This window comes from Streptomyces sp. NPDC001970 (assembly GCF_053594115.1).
Genome location: NZ_JBSFDW010000004.1, coordinates 76,839 through 100,748 on the forward strand (window position 1 = coordinate 76,839; position 23,910 = coordinate 100,748).

At 71.3% G+C, this 23,910-nt stretch carries 21 protein-coding genes and 2 pseudogenes; 13 read left to right on the forward strand and 10 right to left on the reverse strand.

Annotated features, from left to right (window positions below):
* Positions 1-83: 83 nt before the first annotated feature.
* Together ACWCP0_RS06955 and ACWCP0_RS06960 are read right to left on the reverse strand one after the other, a co-directional pair.
* Positions 84-1,187 carry an NlpC/P60 family protein gene (locus ACWCP0_RS06955; protein WP_451077826.1) on the reverse strand — a complete coding sequence of 368 codons (1,104 nt, stop codon included), beginning with the start codon at positions 1,185-1,187 and terminating at the stop codon, positions 84-86.
* Positions 1,188-1,362: 175 nt separating this feature from the next.
* Positions 1,363-2,184, reverse strand: a complete 822-nt coding sequence (locus tag ACWCP0_RS06960; protein ID WP_451077827.1) for a class I SAM-dependent methyltransferase — start codon at positions 2,182-2,184, stop codon at positions 1,363-1,365.
* A gap of 249 nt (positions 2,185-2,433) precedes the next feature.
* Between ACWCP0_RS06960 and mshA the strand changes: the two genes are divergently transcribed.
* The 3 genes from mshA (at position 2,434) to ACWCP0_RS06975 (ending at position 6,029) form a co-directional block, all read left to right on the forward strand.
* Positions 2,434-3,777, forward strand: coding sequence for a D-inositol-3-phosphate glycosyltransferase (gene mshA / locus ACWCP0_RS06965; RefSeq protein ID WP_451077828.1), 1,344 nt, complete (start codon positions 2,434-2,436; stop codon positions 3,775-3,777).
* Positions 3,770-4,261: a type III secretion system chaperone family protein gene (locus ACWCP0_RS06970; RefSeq protein ID WP_351229829.1), complete on the forward strand. Its 492-nt coding sequence runs from the start codon at positions 3,770-3,772 to the stop codon at positions 4,259-4,261. The genes mshA and ACWCP0_RS06970 overlap by 8 nt, the downstream gene beginning before the upstream one ends.
* Positions 4,262-4,370: 109 nt before the next feature.
* Positions 4,371-6,029: a glycosyl hydrolase family 28-related protein gene (locus ACWCP0_RS06975; RefSeq protein ID WP_451077829.1), complete on the forward strand. Its 1,659-nt coding sequence runs from the start codon at positions 4,371-4,373 to the stop codon at positions 6,027-6,029.
* Positions 6,030-6,069: 40 nt separating this feature from the next.
* Here the strand turns inward: ACWCP0_RS06975 and ACWCP0_RS06980 are convergent, their stop codons facing one another.
* Positions 6,070-7,347 (reverse strand): MDR family MFS transporter, encoded by a 1,278-nt coding sequence (locus ACWCP0_RS06980; RefSeq protein WP_451077830.1) that lies wholly within the window; start codon positions 7,345-7,347, stop codon positions 6,070-6,072.
* Between the two features lie 132 nt (positions 7,348-7,479).
* Here ACWCP0_RS06980 and ACWCP0_RS06985 point away from each other — a divergent pair, with 132 nt between their 5' ends.
* Positions 7,480-8,241, forward strand: coding sequence for a phosphoglyceromutase (locus ACWCP0_RS06985; protein WP_451077831.1), 762 nt, complete (start codon positions 7,480-7,482; stop codon positions 8,239-8,241).
* A 78-nt stretch (positions 8,242-8,319) separates the two neighbouring features.
* Here the strand turns inward: ACWCP0_RS06985 and ACWCP0_RS06990 are convergent.
* The 3 genes and pseudogenes from ACWCP0_RS06990 to phoU form a co-directional block, all read right to left on the reverse strand.
* Positions 8,320-8,543, reverse strand: a pseudogene (locus ACWCP0_RS06990) (tyrosine-type recombinase/integrase); the annotation flags it as partial.
* Positions 8,544-8,734: 191 nt separating this feature from the next.
* Entirely contained in the window at positions 8,735-8,887 is a 153-nt protein-coding gene (locus ACWCP0_RS06995) for a hypothetical protein (RefSeq protein WP_451077832.1), read from the reverse strand.
* Positions 8,888-9,079: 192 nt separating this feature from the next.
* The gene (phoU, locus tag ACWCP0_RS07000; RefSeq protein ID WP_451077833.1) at positions 9,080-9,757 is read right to left on the reverse strand and encodes a phosphate signaling complex protein PhoU; all 678 of its coding nucleotides are present in this window, start codon (positions 9,755-9,757) and stop codon (positions 9,080-9,082) included.
* A 199-nt stretch (positions 9,758-9,956) separates the two neighbouring features.
* Between phoU and ACWCP0_RS07005 the strand changes: the two genes are divergently transcribed.
* Both ACWCP0_RS07005 and ACWCP0_RS07010 read left to right on the forward strand, forming a co-directional pair.
* On the forward strand, positions 9,957-11,363 hold the full coding sequence (locus ACWCP0_RS07005) for an ATP-binding protein (RefSeq protein ID WP_451077834.1): 1,407 nt from the start codon (positions 9,957-9,959) through the stop codon (positions 11,361-11,363).
* Entirely contained in the window at positions 11,360-12,040 is a 681-nt protein-coding gene (locus tag ACWCP0_RS07010) for a response regulator transcription factor (protein WP_064067557.1), read from the forward strand. The genes ACWCP0_RS07005 and ACWCP0_RS07010 overlap by 4 nt, the downstream gene beginning before the upstream one ends.
* Before the next feature lie 361 nt (positions 12,041-12,401).
* Here the strand turns inward: ACWCP0_RS07010 and ACWCP0_RS07015 are convergent, their stop codons facing one another.
* Entirely contained in the window at positions 12,402-13,118 is a 717-nt protein-coding gene (locus ACWCP0_RS07015; RefSeq protein WP_451077835.1) for a DUF461 domain-containing protein, read from the reverse strand.
* 584 nt (positions 13,119-13,702) lie between these two features.
* Between ACWCP0_RS07015 and ACWCP0_RS07020 the strand changes: the two genes are divergently transcribed.
* The 6 genes and pseudogenes from ACWCP0_RS07020 (at position 13,703) to rlmB (ending at position 18,878) form a co-directional block, all read left to right on the forward strand.
* A complete protein-coding gene (locus ACWCP0_RS07020) occupies positions 13,703-14,185 on the forward strand; it encodes a CarD family transcriptional regulator (RefSeq protein WP_017945956.1) in 483 nt (160 codons plus the stop codon).
* Positions 14,186-14,567: 382 nt separating this feature from the next.
* A complete protein-coding gene (ispD, locus tag ACWCP0_RS07025; protein ID WP_451077836.1) occupies positions 14,568-15,314 on the forward strand; it encodes a 2-C-methyl-D-erythritol 4-phosphate cytidylyltransferase in 747 nt (248 codons plus the stop codon).
* Positions 15,304-15,819, forward strand: a complete 516-nt coding sequence (ispF, locus tag ACWCP0_RS07030) for a 2-C-methyl-D-erythritol 2,4-cyclodiphosphate synthase (protein WP_451077837.1) — start codon at positions 15,304-15,306, stop codon at positions 15,817-15,819. The genes ispD and ispF overlap by 11 nt, the downstream gene beginning before the upstream one ends.
* An 88-nt stretch (positions 15,820-15,907) precedes the next feature.
* Positions 15,908-16,316, forward strand: a pseudogene (locus ACWCP0_RS07035) (PPOX class F420-dependent oxidoreductase).
* A gap of 95 nt (positions 16,317-16,411) precedes the next feature.
* Positions 16,412-17,812, forward strand: coding sequence for a cysteine--tRNA ligase (cysS, locus tag ACWCP0_RS07040; protein WP_451077838.1), 1,401 nt, complete (start codon positions 16,412-16,414; stop codon positions 17,810-17,812).
* A gap of 115 nt (positions 17,813-17,927) precedes the next feature.
* Positions 17,928-18,878, forward strand: coding sequence for a 23S rRNA (guanosine(2251)-2'-O)-methyltransferase RlmB (gene rlmB, locus ACWCP0_RS07045; protein WP_451077839.1), 951 nt, complete (start codon positions 17,928-17,930; stop codon positions 18,876-18,878).
* Between the two features lie 83 nt (positions 18,879-18,961).
* Here the strand turns inward: rlmB and ACWCP0_RS07050 are convergent, their stop codons facing one another.
* Positions 18,962-19,579 (reverse strand): NUDIX hydrolase, encoded by a 618-nt coding sequence (locus tag ACWCP0_RS07050; protein WP_451077840.1) that lies wholly within the window; start codon positions 19,577-19,579, stop codon positions 18,962-18,964.
* Between the two features lie 37 nt (positions 19,580-19,616).
* Positions 19,617-21,143: a hypothetical protein gene (locus ACWCP0_RS07055; RefSeq protein ID WP_451077841.1), complete on the reverse strand. Its 1,527-nt coding sequence runs from the start codon at positions 21,141-21,143 to the stop codon at positions 19,617-19,619.
* A 172-nt stretch (positions 21,144-21,315) separates the two neighbouring features.
* On the opposite strand from ACWCP0_RS07055, the gene ACWCP0_RS07060 reads away from it, so the two are divergent.
* Complete coding sequence (locus ACWCP0_RS07060) at positions 21,316-23,076, forward strand: DoxX family membrane protein (RefSeq protein WP_451077842.1); 1,761 nt, start codon at positions 21,316-21,318, stop codon at positions 23,074-23,076.
* A gap of 93 nt (positions 23,077-23,169) precedes the next feature.
* Here the strand turns inward: ACWCP0_RS07060 and ACWCP0_RS07065 are convergent, their stop codons facing one another.
* Positions 23,170-23,886 carry a nucleotidyltransferase family protein gene (locus ACWCP0_RS07065; protein WP_451077843.1) on the reverse strand — a complete coding sequence of 239 codons (717 nt, stop codon included), beginning with the start codon at positions 23,884-23,886 and terminating at the stop codon, positions 23,170-23,172.
* Positions 23,887-23,910: the final 24 nt, after the last annotated feature.

The following is a 23,910-nucleotide window of genomic DNA, read 5'->3' on the forward strand; positions in this document are numbered from 1 at the left end:
GTGGTTCCGCTCACATTCCGCCCGCCCGTACGGGTGCAAGTCCCGGTATTCGGTGCGTACAAGACATACGGCACCTTCCCTGCCTACTTGTCCGGGCGCACGACTCCGAGGATCGCCATCGAACCCGCGCCGGCCAGCGTCACATGCCGTCCCGGCCGCGGCGCGTGGACGATCGCCCCGTCACCCACGTACATCCCTACATGGCTGGCGTCGGCGTGGTAGATGATCAGGTCGCCGGGCCGCATGTCCTTGATGTCGACGCGCGGCAGCAGCCGCCACTGCTCCTGCGAGGTCCGCGGGATGCCCCGCCCCGCCGCCGCCCACGCCTGTGAGGTCAGCCCGGAGCAGTCGTACGAACCGGGCCCCTCGGCGCCCCACACGTACGGCTTGCCGATCTGCGCGGTCGCGAAGGCGATGGCCTTCCTGCCCTGCTTGCTCGCGCTGCCGGCCGCGATGTTCTTCAGGACGCCGGAGCTCAGCCAGGCCGTCTGCGCCCGGAACGCCGCCTCCTCCTCCAGCTTCAGCAGCCGCTCCCGCTCCTCCTTCTCGAGCTGCGACTCGATCTTCTTCGCGGCGGCGATCTGCTGGTTGATCTCCTTCTTGGCCTTCTCCTGCTTGACGCGGTTGGCCTCCAGCCTGGTCCACTGGGCGCCGGCCTCCTTGGTGTACGCCGCCAAGTCGGCCTGGGTCTGTTCGAGTTCGGCGATGAGGTCCTTCGTCGCCTTCTGGCCCTGCTGGAAGCGGCCCGCGCTGTCGAGGAAGAGCTGCGGGTCGTCCGTCAGCATCAACTGGGCCTCGGGCGGCAGTCCGCCGCCCCGGTACTGGGCGCGGGCGGCGGCGCCCGCACGGTCCTTGAGGTCGGCGATCCGGTCCTGGCCCTTCACTATCTCCCGGGCCAGCTCGACGATCTCGGCCGACTGCTTCTTCGCCTGCTCCTCGGCGAGGTTGTACGCGTCGGTGGCGGACGCGGCCCTGGCGTAGAGGCCGTCGAGCTCCACGCGGATCTCTTCGAGGGTCTTCTTCGGGGGCGCGGACGGGGCCGGCTCGGGCGCGGCGGGCGCCGCGGGCGCGGCGATCGAGGCGGGAGCCAGGAGCGAAGGCGCCGCGAACGCCTGGCCCGGTGCCGCCAGCAACGTCACGGCGCAGACCACGGTGATCGCGGCGGCAGCACAGCGGCGTCGGTTCACAAGCTCCCCCTCTAAATGTGATTTACCGTCAGTAACTTACGCACGACGTCGTGATGGTGCCACGCCCTCCGCAAAAGCGACAGGGTCACGCGCCGGGTTCCGCCTGATCACATCCATTTGTCAGAGACGAACGAACCCGGTCCCGTGTTCCCCGGATCCCCGTATCGCCGTCTGTTCAGTCGGAATTGGGTGCCAGGGCCGGCCAGTTCACGGTGACTTCGCCCTGCCGCCACCTGCGCAGCCCGTCCGAACCCGCCCCCGTCAGCGGCCAGTCGGCGGCCAGATCGCGCACGGCCCTCATCCACCGTTGGCGCGCTCCCAGAGTGGCGTACGGGGCCGCCGCCGCCCACGCCCGGTCGAAGTCGCGCAGAAACGCGTGCACGGGCTCGCCCGGCACGTTCCGGTGGATGAGCGCCTTGGGCAGCCGCTCCGCCAGGTCCGACGGCCGCTCCAGTGAACCCAGCCGGGTGGCGAACGTCACCGTCCGCGGCCCCTCCGGTCCCAGCGCCACCCACACGTGCCGCCGCCCTATCTCGTCGCACGTCCCCTCGACCAGCAGGCCGCCCGGCGCGAGGCGGGCGCACAGCCTCTCCCACACCGCGGCGACCTGGTCCTCGTCGTACTGGCGCAGCACGTTCGCCGCCCGTATGAGCAGGGGTCGCTCCGGCAGCGGGACCTCGAAGCCGCCGTGCAGGAAGCGCAGCCCGTCCCGCTCGTACGGGCGCGCGGCCGCGACCCGGGCCGGCTCTATCTCTATGCCGACGACCTTCGTCCGCGGCTCGGCGGCACGCAGCCGCTGCAGCAGCTCCACGGCGGTCCAGGGGGCGGCCCCGTACCCGAGGTCCACGGCGACCGGCGCGGCGGCCGAACGGCGCAGCGCCGGGCCGTGCACGGCGGCGATCCAGCGGTCCATGCGGCGCAGCCGGTTCGGGTTGGTGGTGCCACGGGTCACCGCGCCCACGGGGCGGCTCGGGGGCGGGATGGTGCGCGCGGACATGTGAACGAGGGTAAGGGTGGACGGGGCCTGTACGGCACGCCGGGCACACTGGCCCGTACGACACGCCGGGCGGCGCGCCGATTCACCCGGATGCGCTCGGATGCACTCGGCAATGATTCGGCAAAGCGGAAATGAAAGAGACGGTTCCGCTGTTCTGCCGCTTGAGGGGCCGGCGAACGCCCCTTGTCGGCATGCCCATCCTCAGGCACGCCGAGCAGCGAGCGCACCCGAGCGGAGAGGACCGTCCACGTGAGCCAGTACGTGTCCCGGCTCGCCGGAACCCTGGCATCGCCGCCCCGGCTGCGGCTTACCGGACATCACCGCAGGCCGCGCCGCATCGCCATGCTGAGCGTGCACACCTCCCCCCTGCACCAGCCGGGGACGGGCGACGCGGGCGGCATGAACGTCTACATCGTGGAGCTCGCCAAGCGCCTCGCCGCCATCGGCGTCGAGGTGGAGATCTTCACCCGGGCGACCGCGGGCGGGCTGGCGCCGGTCGTCGAGCTCGCGCCCGGTGTGCTGGTCCGGCACGTGGACGCGGGACCCTACGAGGGCCTGGCCAAGGAGGACCTCCCGGCCCAGCTGTGCGCCTTCACGCACGGCGTGATGCAGGCCTGGGCGGGCCACCGGCCCGGCCACTACGACCTGGTCCACTCCCACTACTGGCTCTCCGGCCACGTCGGCTGGCTCGCCGCCGAGCGCTGGGGCGTCCCTCTCGTCCACGCCATGCACACCATGGCCAAGGTCAAGAACGCCGCGCTCGCCGAGGGCGACACGCCCGAGCCCGCGGCCCGCGTGATCGGCGAGACCCAGATCGTCGACGCCGCCGACCGGCTGATCGCCAACACGGCGGAGGAGGCCGGTGAGCTGATCCGCCACTACGACGCGGACCCCGCCAAAGTCGCCGTCGTCCACCCCGGCGTGAACCTGGAGCGCTTCCGCGTCGCCGACGGCCGGGCCGCCGCCCGAGCCCGCCTCGGACTCCCGCAGGACGCAGTGATCCCGCTCTTCGCCGGCCGTATCCAGCCGCTGAAGGCCCCCGACGTGCTGCTGCGCGCGGTCGCCCTGCTGCTGGAGCAGGACCCGGCCCTGCGCCACCGCCTGATCGTGCCGGTCGTCGGCGGGCCCAGCGGCAGCGGTCTCGCCAGGCCGGAGGGCCTGCAGAAGCTGGCGGCCCGGCTCGGGGTCGCCGATGTCGTACGGTTCCGGCCGCCGGTCGCGCAGAACCTGCTCGCGGACTGGTTCCGCGCCGCGTCCGTGCTGGTCATGCCCTCGTACAGCGAGTCCTTCGGGCTGGTCGCCATAGAGGCGCAGGCGACGGGCACACCGGTCGTCGCGGCCTCCGTGGGCGGTCTTCCGGTCGCGGTACGGGACGGGGAGACCGGCTTCCTGGTGCCGGGGCACGACCCGGCGGACTACGCCCGCGCGCTGCGCCGCTTCGTGGACGAGCCGCAGCTGGCCGGCCGCATGGGTGCCGCGGCGGCGCGCCACGCGCGCGGCTTCGGCTGGGACACGGCGGCCACTGCCACCGCGGACGTGTACACCGCGGCGATGCACGAGCACCGCCGTCGCGTACGCTCCCACCATGGCTGACGTGCTGAAGGTCCTGGAGCAGACGCTCACGGACGCCGAGCTGGAGTGGGAGAGCCCCCAGCCGGGCTCGTACGTCGTGAAGCTGCCGGGCACCCGCAAGCTGTCGACGACCTGTTCGCTGATCGTGGGTCAGCACTCGCTGTCCGTCAACGCCTTCGTCATCCGCCACCCGGACGAGAACGAGGCGGGTGTCCACCGCTGGCTGCTGGAGCGCAACCTCAGGCTGTACGGCGTGAGTTACGCGATCGACCCGCTCGGCGACATCTACCTGGTCGGCAAGCTGCCGCTCTCGGTCATCACGCCCGAGGAGCTGGACCGGCTGCTCGGCACGGTGCTGGAGGCGGCGGACGGCGGGTTCAACAGCCTGCTGGAGCTGGGCTTCGCGACCGCGATCCGCAAGGAGTACGCGTGGCGGGTGTCCCGCGGCGAGTCCACCCGAAATCTTGACGCGTTCACCCATCTGACTCAGCGCCCGGCGAAGTAGATCGTCAACGCACACCTTCTGTACGACCTCTTCCCTGCCCTGCCCGGGTCGTGCCATGCTCACCGCCGACGTAGACATGAACGGCGTTCATATACGTGGAAGGTGGCGCATGGATCAGCTGACCAGACGGGGCCTGCTCGGCGGTGCGATAGCCGTGGCCGCGGTCGCCGTGACCGGCGGTACGGCGAATGCCGCCACCCGGACCCGTGAGACCGCAACGCTCTGGCGGGAGTTCGCCGCGTCCCCGTACACCCACCCCCAGATCCCGTTCGTCGGCAGGGCGGGGCAGCGCGGCGGATCGGCGTACTTCCCCCGGCCGCGCGTCGTGGCGAACGTCCTGAATTTCGGGGCGCACCCGGACGGCTCCGCCGACGCCGCCCCCGCGATCAACCGTGCCGTCGCCGCTGCCGGCGAACGCGGCGGCGGCACGGTCCTCATCCCGCCCGGCACCTACCGCATCGACGACGTCATCCGCATCGGCCACAGCAACGTCGTCCTGCGCGGCGCCGGCAGCGGCCGCACCAAGCTCGTCGCGACGAAGAACCTCACCGAGCTCATCGGCCCGTACGGCAGCCGCTACGGCGGCGACAAGTCCAGCTGGTCGTGGGCGGGCGGCCTCATCTGGCTCTGCCCGCAGGCGCGTTACGAGAGCCTCACCGCCGCCATCCAGGCCCGGGCCTGGCCCTTCGAGGGCTGGACCGGCAACCGGCGCGACGAGTGGAGCACCCTGACCACCGTCCGCCCCGCCCGCCGCGGCGACCGCTGCGTCACCGTCGACGACCCTTCGGCGCTGCGGCGCGGACAGCTCGTCCTGCTGCGCCTCGCCGACGACGCCGCGCACACCCTCCTCGAACACATGGCGGGGGACGGCCCCGGCCCCGAGGCGTACGTGTGGGACGACAAGACCAAGCTCACCTCGTACGTGCCCTACGAATGGCCCGTGCGCGTCGAGTCCGTGCGGGGGGACCGGGTGTGGCTGGAGCGGCCGTTGCCCCTCGACGTACGCCCCGAGTGGGACCCGCGCCTGACCACGCACGTCGAGGCGCTGACCGGCTCCGGGGTCGAGGGGCTGACACTGGAGGCGGTCGAGACCCCGCAGGCACCCCATCTGCTCGACAAGGGCCACAACGGCGTCACCTTCCAGTGCGCGTACGACTGCTGGGCCGACGACATCACCGTCCGCCACGTCGACAACGGCTTCGGGCTCGTCGCCGCCTCCGCGTGCACGCTGCGTCGCACCCGCGTCGCGGGCCGCGGCTCGCACCACCCGTACTTCTGCCGCGAGGGCGCGCACGACAACCTCGTCGAGGACTTCGTCATCGAGCAGCGCACCGTGCCCGCTCCGGCCGGCACCCAGCTGCACGGCATCAACGTCGAGGGCCTGTCCAGCTACAACGTCTGGTCCCGAGGCGTGATGGAGATGGGCACCTTCGACACGCACCGCGGGATGCCGTTCGCGAACGTACGGACCGAGATCACCGTCGACAACAACGGGCGGCACGGCGGCGACGCGTCCGCAGGACCTCTGTACGGGGCGCGCTTCACGCACTGGAACGTCACGGTGACCAACGAACGGGCGGGCCTGGTACGGATCGACGGGATCGCCCCGTACAGCGCGACCGTCGGCATCTCCACGGTGCGGGAGTTCGACCAGATCGACGTGCCGGACTTCACCGGGGCGCTCAACTCACGGATCGAGGCCTACGGTTCGCCCGGCGCCGTGCGGCCGCGGAACCTGTACGAGGCGCAGCGCGCGCTCGACTGCTGAGCTGCCGCGGAGGGAGCGGCGGCCCGCGGGCCCCGGGCCCTCAGGCGTCCGCCCGCTCCGAGGGCTCGGCCGTGGCGGGGACGGCCGGGCCCGGAAGCCGGCCGTCGGCCGCCGACGCCCCCGGCAGTGCGCGCATCAGCAGCCAGTAGCCCAGCGCCGCCACCGTGCCGATCACCCCGCACGAGCCCCACAGCCACTCGGCGCCGAAGTGGTCGATCACGTACCCCGCGAGCAGCGGGGCGACCAGGGCGGCGACCGACCAGGACATGGTGTAGACGCCCTGGTAGCGGCCGCGGCCGTGGACCGGGGAGAGGCGGACCACCAGGCCCATCTGGGTGGGGGAGTTGATGATCTCGGCCAGCGTCCAGACGCACACGGTGAGCGCGTACACGCCGATCGATCCGGCGAAGGCCGTCAGCCCGAAGCCGTAACCCGCGAGCAGCGCGGAGATCACCAGGAGCCGTTGCGGGTCGCGGTGCTCGATGAAGCGGGTGACCGGGATCTGCAGGGCGACGATCAGCACGCCGTTGACCGCGATGACGAGTCCGTAGTCGGAAGGGGACCAGCCGTCCAGGCCCATCGCCACCGGCAGCCCGACCGACCCCTGCATGAAGATCAGCGAGATGAGGAAGGAGAGCCCGACGACGCCCATGAACCGCCCGTCCCGCAGGACGGTGCCGAGCCCGACCTCCGCCTCGCTCTTCTCCGCGGCGGCGCTGCGCTCGGGCCGGGACTCCGGCAGTTTGACGAAGACCAGCACCGCGCAGACGAGCGTGAGCGCGGCCTCGCCGAGGAAGCCGGCGAGATAGCTGTACTCGGCGATGAGGCCGGCGGCCGCGGAGGAGATCGCGAAGCCGAGGTTGATCGCCCAGTAGTTGAGTGCGAAGGCCCGCACCCGGTCCTCGGGGCGCACGATGTCCGCCATCATCGCCTGCACCGCGGGGCGGGAGGCGTTGCTCGTCATACCGACGAGGCAGGCGACGGCCGCGATCGCCACCGGGTGCTCCATGAAGCCGAGCAGCGCGACGGACAGGGCGGTCGAGGTCTGCGCGAGCAGCAGCGTGGGCCGCCGCCCCAGCCGGTCGGCCATCACCCCCGCGCCGAGCGACGAGACGACGCCGCCGAGTCCGTGCAGGGCGGCGACGAGTCCGGCGTACGAGGCCGAATAGCCCCGATCCAGCGTGAGATAGAGGGCCATGAACGTCGCGACGAAGGCGCCGAGCCGGTTGACCAGGGTGCTGGTCCACAGCCACCAGAACTCCCGGGGAAGGCCCGAGACGCTCTCCTTCGCGGCACGTCGGAGCGTGGCTGCGGACATACGGACTTCCCCCCGGCTTGTAAGTGGCACTGCAGTGATCGGCAACTTACAGATCAGGTGCGCCCGCGCGCCAGTCGATTGACGGCGGACGTCAATCGTCGGCCGCATCGGGCGTCGATTAGGCTCGGGCCCATGGCCGACGCGACGTACAAGCTGATCCTGCTCCGCCACGGCGAGAGCGAGTGGAACGCGAAGAACCTGTTCACCGGCTGGGTGGACGTCAACCTCACCGAGAAGGGCGAGAAGGAGGCTGTCCGCGGCGGTGAGCTGCTCGAGGGCGCCGGCCTGCTCCCCGACGTACTCCACACCTCCCTCCAGAAGCGCGCCATCCGCACCGCCCAGCTCGCGCTGGAGGCCGCGGACCGCCACTGGATCCCGGTGCACCGCTCCTGGCGCCTGAACGAGCGCCACTACGGCGCGCTGCAGGGCAAGGACAAGGCGCAGACCCTCGCCGAGTTCGGCGAGGAGCAGTTCATGCTGTGGCGCCGCTCGTACGACACCCCGCCGCCGGCCCTCGCCGACGACAACGAGTTCTCCCAGGCCCACGACGCGCGCTACGCGACGATCCCGCCGGAGCTGCGCCCGCGCACCGAGTGCCTGAAGGACGTCGTCGTCCGCATGCTGCCGTACTGGTACGACGGCATCGTGCCGGACCTGCTGGCGGGCCGCACGGTCCTGATCGCCGCCCACGGCAACAGCCTGCGCGCGCTGGTCAAGCACCTCGACGGCATCTCCGACGCCGACATCGCGGGCCTCAACATTCCGACCGGCATCCCGCTCGTCTACGAACTCGACGCCGACTTCAAGCCCGTCAACCCGGGCGGCACCTACCTCGACCCGGAGGCCGCGGCGGCGGCCATCGAGGCGGTCAAGAACCAGGGCAAGAAGAAGTAGGTGTGGTGATCATGCCTCCCACCTGCGCATATGGCGCGGATGGGAGGCATTTTCACGGCCCGGGACCACTCTGGGCCCTCAGCCCTCCGGATTCTGCGGCCGGAGCGCACGTCCGAGAGCCTTCCGGGCCCGGTCCCGGCTGCTCGGCATGAGGTGGGCGTACACCTTCAGCGTCAGCCCCAGGTCGGAGTGTCCGAGGTACTCGGCAGGGCCTTGATGCTCTCCCCGGCGTCCAGCAGAACGGACGCGTAGAAGTGCCGCAGCGCGTGCATGCCGTGCTCGCGAGCGGCGGCGAGCGGGCGATCAACAAGCTCAAGCAGTTCAGAGCCGTCGCCACCCGCTACGACTGTGAGGATGGTGAAACGGCGCGCGGTGCATGCCGGGCCAGGGCTGGTCCCGGTCCGGGCTGGTCCTGACCGGCGTGCGAGCCGAACGGCCCCGTCCGGGGTAAGCGGACGGGGCCCCTCTGCTGTCGTGGATCAAGCGCGGCCGGTCAGCCGCCGCACTGGCACGGCCCGCCCGACTGGCAGCCGCAGCCGCAGCCCGAGCCGCAGCCGCAGGCGGCGACGAGCGGCAGGTGGCGGGGCGTGGGCGTCCCTTCGACAGGTGCGTCCTGCTGAGGGTCGGTCGTGGGGGAATCGGCCATGGGGTCCTCCTCGAAGGCGTGCGTGTGTCGCCTTTCCCCATTGCATGCCCACTGGGCCCGGCGCATCAACGGCGCACAGATGTGCCCGCGCCCCCGACCCGCTTTTCCGCAGTCCCTTTGCGCCGCTTCACCGTCGTACTGCTGTACGGCGTCGCCGGGTGGAGTGGCCCCGTCGGCCCCGGGAGCCAGAGGCTAGGCGCCCTCGACCGTCGTCTCCGGCTGGAGCTCATCGGCGTGCTCGCCCGTCACCAGGTAGACGACGCGCTTGGCGACCGAGACCGCGTGGTCGGCGAAGCGCTCGTAGTAGCGGCCCAGCAAGGTGACGTCGACCGCCGTCTCGATGCCGTGCTTCCAGCGCTCGTCTATCAGGTGCGTGAACAGCGCGCGGTGCAGCTGGTCCATCTCGTCGTCGTCCGTCTCCAGCTGGAGGGCCAGATCGACGTCCTTCGTGATGATGACCTCCGCCGCCTTGGCCATCAGGCGCTGCGCCAGCTGGCCCATCTCCAGGATGGTGGCGTGCAGGTCCTGCGGAACCGCGGAGTCCGGGAAGCGCAGCCGGGCCAGCTTGGCCACGTGCTGGGCCAGGTCGCCGGAGCGCTCCAGGTCCGCGCTCATCCGCAGGGAGGTCACCACGATCCGCAGGTCCGTCGCCACCGGCTGCTGGCGGGCCAACAGGGCGATGGCGCGGGCCTCGAGGTCGTGCTGAAGATCGTCGACCTTCTGGTCGGCGGCGATGACGGTCTCGGCGAGCTTCAGATCCGCGTCGAGCATGGCCGTCGTGGCGCGCCCGATCGCGGACCCGACCAGCCGTGCCATCTCGACAAGGCCTTCGCCGATCGAATCGAGTTCCTCGTGGTACGCGTCCCGCATGGGAAGTCCCTCTCTTGACGTGAACGGGGGTCCGGGTGGGGCTGAGACCCCCACGCTCCCACGTTCCGTTCGTAACGCGTCCGGATCCTCCCTCCCAAATGAACCGGCACTTTATCCCGGGTGAACTCTGGGCGACGACTGTTCGAGGTGCCACTCGGATGGCTGGGAGACCACCCTGGCGCCCGCATAACCTGGATGCATGGACGTGAACGCGGCGGTCGCCGCATTGGCTGCGATCGCCGGCGTGTGCACCGGCGTGATCGCCATGCTGGCGTTCCGTTGGAGCGAGCGCGAACAGGCGAGACCCACCCGCACATCCCTGCACATGGACGCCGTGCTTCCGCCCGGCGTCGACACCGTGCTCTCGGTGCTCCGCTCCTCCGCGGTCGTCCTCGACGAGAGCGACTCCGTGGTCAAGGCCAGCTCTGCCGCGTACGCGCTGGGTCTGGTCAGGGGCGGAAAGCTCGCCATCGTGCCCATGCTGCACATGGCCCGTGACACCCGGCGCGACGGCGAGATACGCCAGGTCGAACTCGACCTGCCCCGCCGCGGCACCGGCCGCGGCGAGGCCCTCGCCGTCTCCGCCCGGGTCGCACCGCTCGGATCCCGCCTCGTGCTGCTCCTGGTCGAGGACCTCACCGAAGCCCGCCGTATCGAAGCGGTACGACGCGATTTCGTCGCCAATGTCAGCCATGAGCTCAAGACACCCGTCGGCGCGCTCTCGCTGCTCTCCGAGGCGGTCATGGACGCCTCGGACGACCCCGAGGCGGTCACCCGCTTCGCGGGCCGGATGCAGATCGAGGCGACCCGGCTCACCAATCTCGTGCAGGAGCTCATCGACCTCTCCCGGGTGCAGAACGACGACCCGCTGGACGACGCCGAGCCCGTACGGGTGGACGAGCTGGTGGCCGAGGCCATCGACCGCTCCCGCCACACCGCGTCCACCAAACAGATCACCATGGCCGCCGGCGGCACCGCCGACCTGTACGTCTGGGGACACCGCGGCCAGCTGGCCGCCGCCCTCGGCAATCTCGTCGAGAACGCCGTCAACTACTCACCTGCCCGCACCCGGGTCGGCATAGCGGCGCGGCGTGTCCCCGCGCCCGGCGGGGACCTGATCGAGATCGCCGTCACCGACCAGGGCATCGGGATCTCCGAGAAGGACCGCGAGCGCGTCTTCGAGCGCTTCTACCGCGTCGACCCCGCCCGCTCCCGGGCGACCGGAGGTACGGGCCTGGGCCTGGCCATCGTCAAGCACGTGGCCGCCTCGCACGGCGGGGAGGTTACGGTGTGGAGCACCGAGGGTCAGGGCTCCACCTTCACGCTGCGGTTGCCGGAGGCAGGCTCCGTCCGGGACCGTACGCGCAGCCACGTCGCCGACGAAGCCGACGAGGGACTGTACGACGCGGACCCGGATCCCGATCCTGATTCCGGAACCGCTCCCGGTCCCGTCTCGCATCCCGACCCGGATCCCGTACCCCGCACCGCTCACGGTCACGAGTTCCGTCGTGATCCCGAATCCGATTCCCACCCCGAATCCCACCCCGGTCCTGATCCCCGGACCACCCCACGCGAACCACTGCCTGCCCCGGAGGTCCTTCCGTGACCCGAGTGCTTGTCGTCGAGGACGAGGAATCCTTCAGCGACGCTCTTTCCTACATGCTCCGCAAGGAGGGCTTCGAGGTCGCTGTGGCGACCACAGGTCCCGAAGGGCTCGACGAGTTCGAGCGCAACGGCGCCGACCTCGTGCTCCTCGACCTGATGCTGCCGGGCCTGCCCGGCACCGAGGTCTGCCGCCAGCTGCGCGGCCGTTCCAACGTCCCCGTCATCATGGTGACCGCGAAGGACAGCGAGATCGACAAGGTCGTCGGCCTGGAAATAGGAGCCGACGACTACGTGACGAAGCCCTTCTCCTCGCGGGAGCTGGTCGCCCGTATCCGCGCGGTCCTGCGCCGCCGCGGCGAGCCGGAGGAGGTCGCCCCAGCGGCCCTGGAGGCCGGCCCGGTCCGGATGGACGTGGACCGTCACGTCGTCACCGTCGCCGGGGGCAAGGTCGACCTGCCGCTCAAGGAGTTCGACCTCCTGGAGATGCTCCTGCGCAACGCGGGCCGTGTGCTGACCCGTATGCAGCTGATCGACCGCGTCTGGGGCGCGGACTACGTGGGTGACACCAAGACCCTCGACGTCCACGTCAAGCGCCTGCGCGCCAAGATCGAGCCCGACCCGGGCGCTCCGCGCTACCTGGTCACGGTCCGGGGCCTGGGCTACAAGTTCGAGCCGTAAACCGGCCCGGCCCTCCTGCGGCCGGACGCCCGTCGCGAAGCGACTGACGTCACGGCGGCACAGCGTCCCCTCGCCTGGGAGGCCCCCGGGCCGAGCAAGGCGAGGGGCACTCGCGGGACGGGATTCGAGCGCGACGCGGCTGCTGCTGGCTGCCTGGTCACGGTCCGCGGACTCGGCGCCGAGCAGCCCGTGAGCCCCAACCGGCTCACGGGTTCACGGGCGGCTCCCCGAGCCGCGGGTCCGGCCGGTTCCGCGCGTCCGGCCGACGCCTTGCACCCCGGCATCTGTACGGCGGCGCCCCACCGGATCCATCCGGTGGGGCGCCGACGTGTGCGCGTACGGGTGCATGCGCGGGCTTGCGTCAGTGCCCGGCCTCGTGGGACGCCGAGGCGGAGTCCGACGGCGTCGCCTCGCCGCCCTCGGTCCCGGCGTCGCCCTCGTGCTCGCCTTCGGTCCCGGCGTCGCCCTCGTGCTCACCCTCGTCGCCGTGCTGGCCCTCCGCCGGCGCGGTCTCGGCGCCGGTCGGGCTGCCCGTGGGGGTGGGGGACGCCGGAGGCTGCGGCAGGACGGACGGGCCGAAGTCCTTGTAGTAGGTGTCGGCAGGCACGACGAAGGCCTGGATCTTCACGTCGCCGGTCTCGCTGAAGCGGAAGACGACTTCCTGGACGTTGCCGCTCTGGCCGACCTCGCGGCCGTTCTCGATGACCGCCGCGGCGTTGCCCTTGCCGCCGAGCACGACCGAGCCGAGGGCCGGCACGGTGACCGGGCCGCTGCCCGTGGCAGAGGACAGCTTCACGGCGGCGTTCGTGCCCGGAAGCGTGATGGAGTCGAGGGTCTGCGGCTGGGTGCCGTCGTTGAACAGCGTCGCCGAGACGACCGCCGGTCCCTCCGTGCCCGCGACGGGCTGCGCGATCACCGTCGCGTTCTGGATCTTGATGTCACCGACCGAGGTTGCGGCGTTGTCCGGCTTCACCCCGAGCGTCTGCGCGTCCATGCCTGCTGCGCAGGCGGAGAGCGAGGCGATCGAGATCACGAGGGCACTGGCGGCGATGGCGCCGCGTCGAAGGCTGCGGCTCACGGCGGCGGCAACTCCTTGGACGTACGGACGGGCTGAGGTGGTACGGGCCTTGCGGGTCTTACAGCGGGCTCAGGTTACCGAGCCGTGGTCGGCGCCCCGCACCCGACCCGCCCCGGACGCTGCCCCGACCTCCCCCGTCGCCATCCCCGGGCGGGATCGCCGCATGCCCGTCCGACGGATTTGGTCCGCTGTTCACATAAGCCGGCTGATCAATTCCGCAGGCCATCACACATTTCTTACGGAAAACCGCGCGACGCCCTTGGTGATCAATTCGGGATTCCTTCTCGCCACCCCCGCCGTGCGGGTGACCGGGCCTCGAACGGAGTACGGGAAGTACACTGCTGGGAACCAGGCAAATCGGGACGTTCATCCGCATGGGTGTGGGTTGTGGTGTGTGTAACGTGCGCGTTTCTGTGCGCCCGTGCAGCCGCTCCCACCTGCGAATACCCCCTTCCGGAAGCCGTCCGCAGCACGTCCGGGTTGCTGTTGTCAAGCCCCGAGATATGCCCTGACCTGCGAAAACGCCATTCAGAAGAAGCCGTTCTCGTGTTACCCTGGATAGCCACGGAAGGGGTACCTGTCACATGACGTTCAAGGTTGGCGACACCGTGGTCTATCCCCATCACGGGGCCGCGCTGATCGAGGCCATCGAAACTCGCCAGATCAAAGGCGTGGACAAGACCTACTTGGTGCTCAAGGTCGCTCAGGGCGACTTGACGGTTCGTGTGCCGGCGGACAATGCGGATCTCGTTGGCGTGCGAGATGTGGTCGGTCAGGACGGGCTGGACCGGGTCTTCGACGTGCTGCGCGCGCCGTATGCGGAGGAGCCCACGAACTGGTCCCGTCGCTACAAGGCAAATCTCGAGAAGCTCGCCTCCGGCGATGTCATCAAGGTCGCCGAAGTGGTGCGTGACCTGTGGCGCCGCGAGCGCGAGCGCGGTCTCTCCGCAGGTGAGAAGCGCATGCTGGCCAAGGCTCGCCAGATCCTGGTGAGCGAGCTGGCCCTCGCGGAGAACACGAACGAGGACAAGGCCGAGGCTCTCCTCGACGAGGTCCTCGCGTCCTGACACCGGGCGTCTGCGCTCTCCCGCGCCAGGCGTCCACGGTGCAGAACTGAATGCCGCGGTGCCCGCTGACCAGCTGAGGGGTTGTGTCGCCGGGCACTGCGGCATGTCCGCACGACCAAGATCCCGGCGCCGGGTCGATCCCCGGCACCCCCACCATCCCGACGTCCCCCGTCCCCGAGCGTCCCCGACCTCTTGACGTGCCGGGCCCGGGCAGCTGGCGCAGCTCGCTCAACCAGGTGTCACGGAAAGAGTTCCGGTCAAGGCGTCGCGCCCGGCACGCTCTGGCCATACCCAGATGAGCCGAGGGCACAAACCTGGCCAAGCCGAATTCGGGCCTGGCCATGCCAAAGAGGGGCCGTCCACGACCTCCGGAGTGGAACCGATGTCAGAACAGACGCGCACCGGCCGCACCGCCGTGGTGATCCCCGCGGCAGGCCGGGGCGTACGGCTCGGCCCGGGCGCCCCCAAGGCGCTCCGCGCGATCAACGGCACCCCCATGCTGATCCACGCCGTACGCGCCATGGCGGCCTCCCGGGCCGTTTCGCTCGTCGTCGTGGTCGCACCGCCCGACGGCGCCCCCGAGGTCAAGAACCTGCTCGACGAGCATGCGCTGCCCGAGCGCACCGACTACCTGGTCGTCCCCGGCGGTGAGACCCGCCAGGAGTCCGTCCGCCTCGGCCTCGAAGCACTCCCCGAGACGATCACCACTGTCCTCGTCCACGACGCGGCCCGCCCGCTGGTCCCCGTCGACATCGTCGACGGCGTGATCGAAGCCGTACGGGACGGGGCCCCGGCCGTGGTCCCCGCTCTGCCGCTCGCCGACACCGTCAAGCAGGTCGAACCGCGCGAGAAGGGCGAACCCGAGCCCGTCGTCGCCACCCCCGAGCGCGCCCGGCTGCGCGCCGTGCAGACCCCGCAGGGCTTCGACCGCGACATGCTCGTACGCGCCCACGAGACCGTCGTCGTGGGCGGCGACGGTGCCACCGACGACGCCGGGATGGTCGAGCAGCTCGGCGCGCCCGTCGTGGTCGTACCCGGCCATGAAGAGGCGTTCAAGGTGACCCGCCCGCTGGACCTCGTCCTCGCCGAGGCCGTACTCGCCCGCAGGAGGGCCAACGATGGCTTCTGAGGCACCTGATCTGCGGCTGCCGCCGGCCGGCATCCCCCTCGTCGGCATCGGCACCGACGTCCATGCCTTCGAGCGCGGCCGCGAGCTGTGGTGCGCGGGCCTGCTCTGGCCCGACGAGGAGTTCGGTCTCGCCGGTCACTCCGACGGAGACGTCGCCGCCCACGCCGCCTGCGACGCCCTCTTCTCCGCCGCCGGCGTCGGAGACCTCGGCGCGCACTTCGGCACCGGTCGCCCCCAGTGGTCCGGCGCCTCCGGGGTCACCCTCCTCGCCGAGGCCGCCAGGATCGTCCGCGCCGAGGGCTTCGAGATCGGCAACATCGCCGTGCAGGTCATCGGCGTACGGCCGAAGATCGGCAAGCGGCGTGACGAGGCGCAGAAGGCGCTGAGCGAGGCGGCCGGCGCCCCGGTGTCCGTGTCCGGCACGACGACGGACGGTCTCGGGCTCACCGGCAGGGCCGAAGGGCTGGCAGCGATCGCCACGGCGGTGGTCGTCCGCGCGTCCTGACCGGGTGCGGGGGGTCGCGTGAGGTAGAGCGGTTGTGGAATCGACGAATTCCTGCGCCAGGAGTCAACGAGGTCAGGAGGACCGCACCGTGACCGCCCCACTCAGCGACAAGCTCAAGGACCTGCTCGACAAGCCCGTTTTCGTCAACCTCGCCACCATCCAGCCCGACGGAAGCCCTCAGGTGTCTCCCGTCTGGGTGAAGCGTGACGGCGACGACCTGCTGGATCTCGACCACCGTCGGGCGCCGCAAGGAGCAGAACATCCGCCGCGACCCCCGCGTGACGGTGCTCGTCCAGCCCTTCGACGAGCCGTACACGTACGCCGAGATCCGCGGCACCGCCACCCTCACCAGCGAGGGCGGCCAGGAGCTGATCGACAAGCTGTCGATGAAGTACGCCGGCAAGATGTACGCCGAGTTCAACCCGGAGGCCGGCAAGGACGCCCCGCGCGTGGTCGTCCGGGTCACCCCGCGGAAGGTCGTCGGCGCCCTCGTCTGAGCGCACACGGCCCTCCGCCGTCGCCGTGGTCACAATCGAGTCCCCGCGTCCCCAAGGGGCGCGGGGCACTGCCACAGGGCCACTACTCTTGAGTGGTGACTATTCGGCTGTACGACACCAACGCCCGGCAGATCCGTGACTTCGTCCCGCTCACGCCGGGTTGTGTCTCGATCTACCTGTGTGGCGCGACCGTGCAGTCCGCCCCGCACATCGGGCACATCAGGTCCGGACTCAACTTCGACATCATGCGCCGCTGGTTCGAGTACCGCGGCTACGACGTCACGTTCGTCCGCAACGTGACGGACATCGACGACAAGATCATCGCCAAGGCGGACCTCCAGGAGCGCCCCTGGTGGTCGATCGGGTACGAGAACGAGCGCGCCTTCAACGCGGGTTACGACGTGCTCGGGTGCCTGCCCCCGTCGTACGAGCCGCGCGCCACCGGCCACATCACCGAGATGGTCGAGATGATGCGCGGCCTCATCGAGCGCGGCCACGCCTACGAGGCCGACGGCAACGTCTACTTCGACGTCCGCTCCTTCCCCGGCTACCTGGAGCTGTCGAACCAGGATCTCGACGATCTGCGCCAGCCCTCCGGGGAGGGCGAGACGGGCAAGCGCGACCCGCGGGACTTCGCCATGTGGAAGGCGGAGAAGCCGGGTGAGCCGTTCTGGGAGACCCCGTGGGGGCGGGGACGCCCCGGCTGGCACCTGGAGTGCTCGGCCATGGCCCACAAGTACCTGGGCACCGCCTTCGACATCCACGGTGGCGGGATCGACCTGATCTTCCCGCACCACGAGAACGAGATCGCCCAGGCCAAGGCCTTCGGCGATGACTTCGCGTCGTACTGGGTGCACAACGCCTGGGTGACGATGAGCGGCGAGAAGATGTCGAAGTCGCTCGGCAACTCGGTCCTCGTCAGTGAGATGGTCAAGCAGTGGCGGCCCATCGTGCTGCGCTACTACCTGGGCACCCCGCACTACCGCTCGATGATCGAGTACAGCGAGGAGGCCCTGCGCGACGCCGAGTCCGCGTTCGCGCGCATCGAGGGCTTCGTTCAGCGCGTGGTCGAGAAGGCGGGGGGCACCGTCGAGCCCGCCGCCGAGGTGCCGCCGGCCTTCGCCGAGGCGATGGACGACGACCTGAGCGTCCCGCAGGCCCTCGCGATCGTCCACACCACGGTCCGGCAGGGCAACAGCGCGCTGGCCGCCGACGACAAGGAAGCCGCCGTCGCACGCCTCGCCGAGGTGCGGGCCATGCTCGGCGTCCTCGGGCTCGACCCGCTCGACCCGCACTGGGCGGGCGAGGCCGACCGCGGCGAGGACCTCCACGGCGTCGTCGACACGCTCGTACGGCTCGTGCTGCAGCAGCGCGAGGCGGCGCGGGCCCGCAAGGACTGGCCGACCGCGGACGCGATCCGCGACCAGCTCAACCAGTCCGGGCTCGCCATCGAGGACGGCCCCGACGGCCCACGCTGGACGCTCGGACCTCGCTGACCAGCGACAGTGTGCCGCCCGGCCGCCCGGGCGGCACACTTCTTACGTACGTACGCATCAGGGACCCGCGAAGATCCGTCCGGGACCCACGAAGAATTCAGGGAAACAGGTAGTCATGGCCGGGAACAGCCAGCGCAGGAACCGCCGCACGTCCAACAAGAAGGGCGCGACGGTCGGCAGCGGTGGCAAGCGGCGCCGCGGCCTCGAAGGCAAGGGCCCGACCCCGCCCGCGTCCGCCCGCAAGGGCCATGCGAAGAACCGCGTCGCCAACGCCAGGGCCAAGCAGGCCCAGCGGCGGCCCGTCGCCCGCCGCGGCGGCAAGGGCTCGTCCGAGATGGTCGTCGGCCGCAACCCCGTCTTCGAGGCGCTGCGCGACGGCGTGCCGGCGACGACGCTGTACGTCCAGCAGTTCATCGACAACGACGAGCGGGTGCGCGAGGCGCTCCACCTCGCCGGGGAGCGCGGCAACATCAACCTGATGGAGGCGCCGCGGGTCGAGCTGGACCGGATGACGAACGGGCTCAACCACCAGGGGCTCGTCCTCCAGGTCCCGCCGTACGAGTACGCGCACCCGGAGGACCTCGCGGCCGCCGCCTTCGACGACGGTGAGGACCCCCTGATCGTCGCCCTCGACGGCGTCACCGACCCGCGCAACCTCGGTGCGGTCGTCCGCTCCGTCGCGGCCTTCGGCGGCCACGGCGTGGTCGTCCCCGAGCGCCGCGCCGCCGGCATGACGGCCGGCGCCTGGAAGACCTCCGCCGGCACCGCCGCCCGCACCCCGGTCGCCCGCGCCACCAACCTCACCCGCGCCCTGGAGGCCTACCAGAAGGCCGGCATCACCGTCGTCGGCCTCGCCGCCGACGGTGAGGTCGAGGTCGGCGAGCTCGAGGCCCTCGACGGCCCGGTCGTCATCGTCGTCGGCAGCGAGGGCAAGGGCCTGTCGCGGCTGGTCGGCGAAACCTGCGACTTCCGCGTCCGCATCCCCATGCCGGGCGGCGCCGAGTCCCTCAACGCGGGCGTCGCCGCGGGTGTGGTCCTGTACGAGGCGGCCCGCCGCAGGAGCTGATCCGGGAGCACCGGTCATCCCGGCTCCCCCGGTGCGACCGGTGCCGTCCGGGCGGCCGGGGCCGGGGGCCGGCCGCTGCGCGGTCAGGAAGTCAGCCCCGCCAGCCTGGCGCGGGTCAGGACCGCGATGGTGAAGGCGTCGGTCACACGGCCGTCGGCGATCATGGCGTCGGCCTCCGCCGGCGGCATCGTGCGCGCGGAGCGGATGCCCTCGCCCGTGGCGAGGCTCCCGACGGCGTCGATGCGGGCCGCGAAGAGCAGCACGCGGTCGGCAGTCATGCCGGTGTCCGGGTGGATCGCGCCGAGGGCGGTCAGTTCGAGGACGTGCGCACCGATCTCCTCGCTCAGCTCCTTCGCCGCGTTGGCCTCGGCGCTCAGACCGCGTGTGCCGAAGCCGCGCGGCACCTCCCACTGCCAGGAGCGGGTCGCATGGCGGTAGTGCTCGATCAGGACGACCCCGCCGTCCAGCAGCGGCAGCACCACACAGCCCGGCTCCGCGTTACGGCTGACCGAGCGGATGTACGTACCCGTACGCCCGTCCGGGAACCGCACCGGGTCGCGCAGGAGCATCACGTACGGGTCCGCGTACAGCACACCGCCGGCCGCCGCGACGGCCTCCGGGTCGGAGAGGATCTCGATGCCGCCCGGCACGTTCAGGAACAGATCCGGGCGCTCGGCGCGCAATCGTTCGTAGAGCTCCATCCCGTACGCCCCCCTCGGTGTCGCGCCACGTGACCGGTCAGGCGTCCGGCGACTGCTGGTCCGCCTGCCTTCCGCGGGGCTCGGCGCCGGTCTCGGCGACCCGGCCGCCGTACACCCGCAGAATCGTCCCCCAGTCCTTCTTCAGGTTGCCCAGCCTGAGCGTCGGCAATGTCACCGAATGACTGAGCCCGGAACGCCGGACCCGCCCGCTGCTGCCGCCCGCGCCCCGTTCCCAGAACTCCAGCCGGATGGCCACCGCCCCGGCCGCCGCCGTCGCCAGCTGGATCGAGCCGCCGACCAGCGAGACCTCCTCACCGCCGGTGATCATCAGACTGAGCCCCGCCGACTCGAGCACCACCGCCGCCACGATCTCCCGCTGGAAGCCCTGCTGCGAGCCGCTCACCTTCCGCGCCGTACGCAGCATCCGCGCATGCCGCCGCGCGATGTCGGACGTCGCCGCGTTGAACTCCTCCGCCGACGGCAGCCGACCGTCCCGGAAGCCGCCCCGCACGAAGGCGTCCAGCGCGTTCACATACGCCCGCCACTCCTCCTCCCGCCTCAGCCGCGTGATGTCCGCCAGCGTCAGCGAGCCGTACGAATTCGGCCCGTCCACCGCCCGGTGCAGCGAATCCGCGAACAGATCCCGCAGCAGCAGCCCGATCGCCTCCGGATCGTCGTCCCGTGCCCGGTCCTCCAGCCGCAGCTCCTCCAGCGTGGAGCGCGGCGGAGAGTCGGGCGGGGTCAGCGCGATCAGCTTGCTCGCCTTCGGGATGCCCAGGTTGTAGAGGAGGTCGATCAGCTGCTTGGTGGGGACGACATGGTCGCCGTCCCGCAGGAGGTTCTCGTACGGCTCCGTCCCCGGCCTGGTCAGGAACTCGCGGTAGACGTCGCTCCGGAGGATGTTCCGGTCCACGTCCTGCTCGCCCGCCCAGATGTACAGGTCCTTGAGGATGCCCTCCCGCATCGCCCGGGCCTGCTCCACCGGGATCCCGAGGTTCTTCGCGAGCTGCGACGCCCGCAGCCGCCGCAGCCCCGAGAGCTCGCGCGAGAAGAAGTTCCCGACCGCGTCCGCCCGTTCGCGGTTCGCCTCGTCGTCCCAGTCGAACCGTACGGACGCCGGATCCGCCTCGTCCGCGAGCAGCCGCTGCCAGTCGTGGTGCACGGCACGGTCGTACGCCCACGGGTACTCGCCGGCCGGATCGCGCTCGGTCAGCAGATACGGCACCAGTGCGCGGTCGTTCAGCAGCCGGACGAACGCCTCCCGCTCGGCGGGATCCGCCGAGGCGCGGTAAGGGGCGCTGAGCGCCTCGTTGTTGAGGAAGTACGCGCGGTTCACGACCAGCGTGCCGCTGTTCACCAGCGCGCGGCGCAGCTCGGCCGAGGCCGCGGCGACGGTCTCGGGGCTCGGCCCTGACGGGGCGTCCGTGCTCTGGCGTGCGGCGGCGAGGTCGGCGGGGAGCCACTGGTTGTCGAGCGCCTGGGCCATCACGGGATAGTCGGTGAGGTCGCCGAAAACGAGCTGATTGGCGGTTCGTGTGCCGTCCTCGGCGGTGCCGTCGGACATGGATACGCCCTCCCCCTCGATCAACCTCGGTCAACTTCCAGGATTCTAGGGGTGATTGGGCTTGCACGACCGAACGTTGATCGACCGGCTCGGAACGATTGGCCGATCTTGACGGGTCTCGGACATTTCAGGGCCGTCAAGGCAGTGTCCTAAACACAGGTCACTCGGTTAGATGAGTGTGGACACCAGAACGCCCCGGCCCGGGTTCGACGAGCAGACCTTCCTGAGCATGGTCAAGGTGGACTGCGATCCCGCGCAGGTCATCGTGAACCACGCCAGCTTCCGGGTGAAGCTCGGCCCCAGCGAGACCGCGCGCCCCGCGCGCGGCATGGCGGACACTGCCAGGATTCCCGTCGCCGTCGCCGCCGCCGCCGCTGCTGCCGGTGTCGGTGCGGCGCGCCGTCGACGGCCCGTCGTGTGGAGCGGGCGGTCCGCTCCGGGTGACCCCGGCGCGACCGGTCTGCTGCAGGCCGTGCGCACGACCAACACCGTCAACACCGTCAACAGGGTCCCGGAGTACGAGACGTACGAGGGGTACGACGGGTACGACGGGTACGAGGGGTACGACGGGGGTGCCACGCAGGTCCTCCCGCGCGTCGACCTGGCCCCCGGCCCCGACGGCCGCTCCGGCTCTTCTCGCTCTTCCGGCAGCTCCGGCGCCGACACCATGCCCACGCCCGTCGTCGGGCCACAGGGCGGTTCCGGGCCCCTCCTGCCGCCCATGCGGCGGGCGGAGGGCGCCTACGACACGTACGACACCTACGACGCGTACGAGCCCTATGGCGAAGAGGCCGACGAGGAGCCGGACTTCGGGCGCGAGCGCGACTTCGCGTACGAACCCGGGTACGGGTCCGGCGAGCGCCGCCACGCCGCCGACACCGGCGTGCGGCACGCCTACTACCCCGGCCGCCGCATGAACCTCGGCGTCGTGCTCCTCCCGCTCCGCGTCTTCCTCGGCCTCATCTCCGTCTACGCCGGCATGGGCAAGCTCTGCGACCCCGTCTACTTCGACGGCGGCGAACGCGGCTCCATGGTCAAGTGGCTCAACTCGCTGGACCCCTGGACGCTCGCCGAGCCGCTGCGCGACTTCGCGCTCTCGCACCCCGTCGGCTCCGGACTCACCGTCGCTTTCCTGCAGGTCGTCGTCGGCGTCCTCACCGTCCTCGGCCTCTGGCAGCGGGTCGCGGCCGTCGTCGGGGCGCTGCTCTCCGCCGCGCTGATCATGACCGTGAGCTGGCGGACCGTCCCGGTGTACGACGCGCCGGACATCGTCTACCTCGCCGCCTGGTCCCCGCTGGTCATCGCGGGGGCCCCGGTCTACTCGGTCGACGGCCGCCTCGCGGGCGAGGCCTGGCGCAAGCTCGGCCCCCGCTCGGAACTGTGGGAGCTGAGGCGCCGGGTGCTGCGGCGCGGTGGGGTGCTCGCCGCGGTGGTCGTCGGCCTGACCCTGCTGGTCGGCTCCATCCTCGGCGGAGCGGTGCGCTCCACCGAGCTGGTCACCGTGCCGGGACCGAACGTCGACCCCACCAACCATCTCCCCGGCTCCCCGCTCCCGCAGGAATCGGGTGAGCGCAGCCCCTCCCGCCGGGCGGAGCAGCAGCCCGCGCCCGCCAAGAGCGGGACGAGCGGCCCGGCGGCGGAGAAGGCCGAACCGTCCGAGACGGTCCGCGAGTCCGGCCGCGTCGGCGAGGCGAGCAGCCCGAGCCAGTCCAAGGGCACGGGCAGCCGGCAGTCCCCGAGCCAGTCGCAGCCGGTCCAGCCGCCGTCCAGTGGCTCCGGCCCCTCCTCCACCGGCGGCGGCGCCTCGGGCGGCAGCACGTCCGGAGGCGGCGGCAGCACGGGCGGCTGGTCCGGCGACGGCGGCTCCGGGGGCGGTGGCGGCAGCGGCAGCGGCGGCGGCAACCGCAACCCGATCGGCGGTCTCCTGGGCTGACCCCGCACACGCAGAAGGGCGGTCGCCGCGTCGGTCCGACGCGGCGACCGCCCTTCCGCCTTCCCGACGGGAGTGCGCTCCCGGCCGCTCGGCTCAGCGGGAGTGGGCCGAGAGCTCCTTCGCCGCCTCCGTCAGGTCCTTCGCCGTGTCGATGGCCCGCCAGTACGCGCCCTGCGGCAGCGGGAACCCGGCCAGCGAGCGCTCACGGGCAAGCCGGGGGAACGTCGTGCGCTCATGGTCACCACGGTCCGGCAGCAGGCTCGTGAAGGCCGCGGAGAAGACGTACACACCCGCGTTGATGAGATACGGCGACGGCGGCGACTCGATGAAGTCGAGCACGTGCCCGAACTCGTCCGTCTCCACGGCCCCCCACGGAATACGGGGCCGGGCGAGGGCGAGCGTCGCGGTGGCGTCCCGCTCGGCGTGGAACTCGGCCATCTCGCGCAGCGAGAAACGCGTCCAGATGTCACCGTTGGTCGCGTACCAGGGCTCATCCGGGTGCGGGAGGCTCTTGGCCGCGTGCTTGAGGCCGCCGCCCCGGCCCAGCGGTTCCTCCTCGACCACGGTCGTGACGCGTAGCGGCAGCACGGCGCTGTCCAGCCACTCCTGCAGGACCTCGGCGAGATGCCCGCAGGACACCACGGCGTCGGTCACGCCCTCGTCGGCGAGCCAGGAAAGCTGATGGCCGATGATCGGGGTCCCCGTCCCGGGAATCTCGACCATCGGCTTGGGGCGGTCGTCGGTGTACGGGCGCAGTCGCGAGCCCTGGCCGCCGGCCAGGACCACGGCCTGCGTCGGATACGTATGCATACGGGCACGATAAGCGGTGCCCCT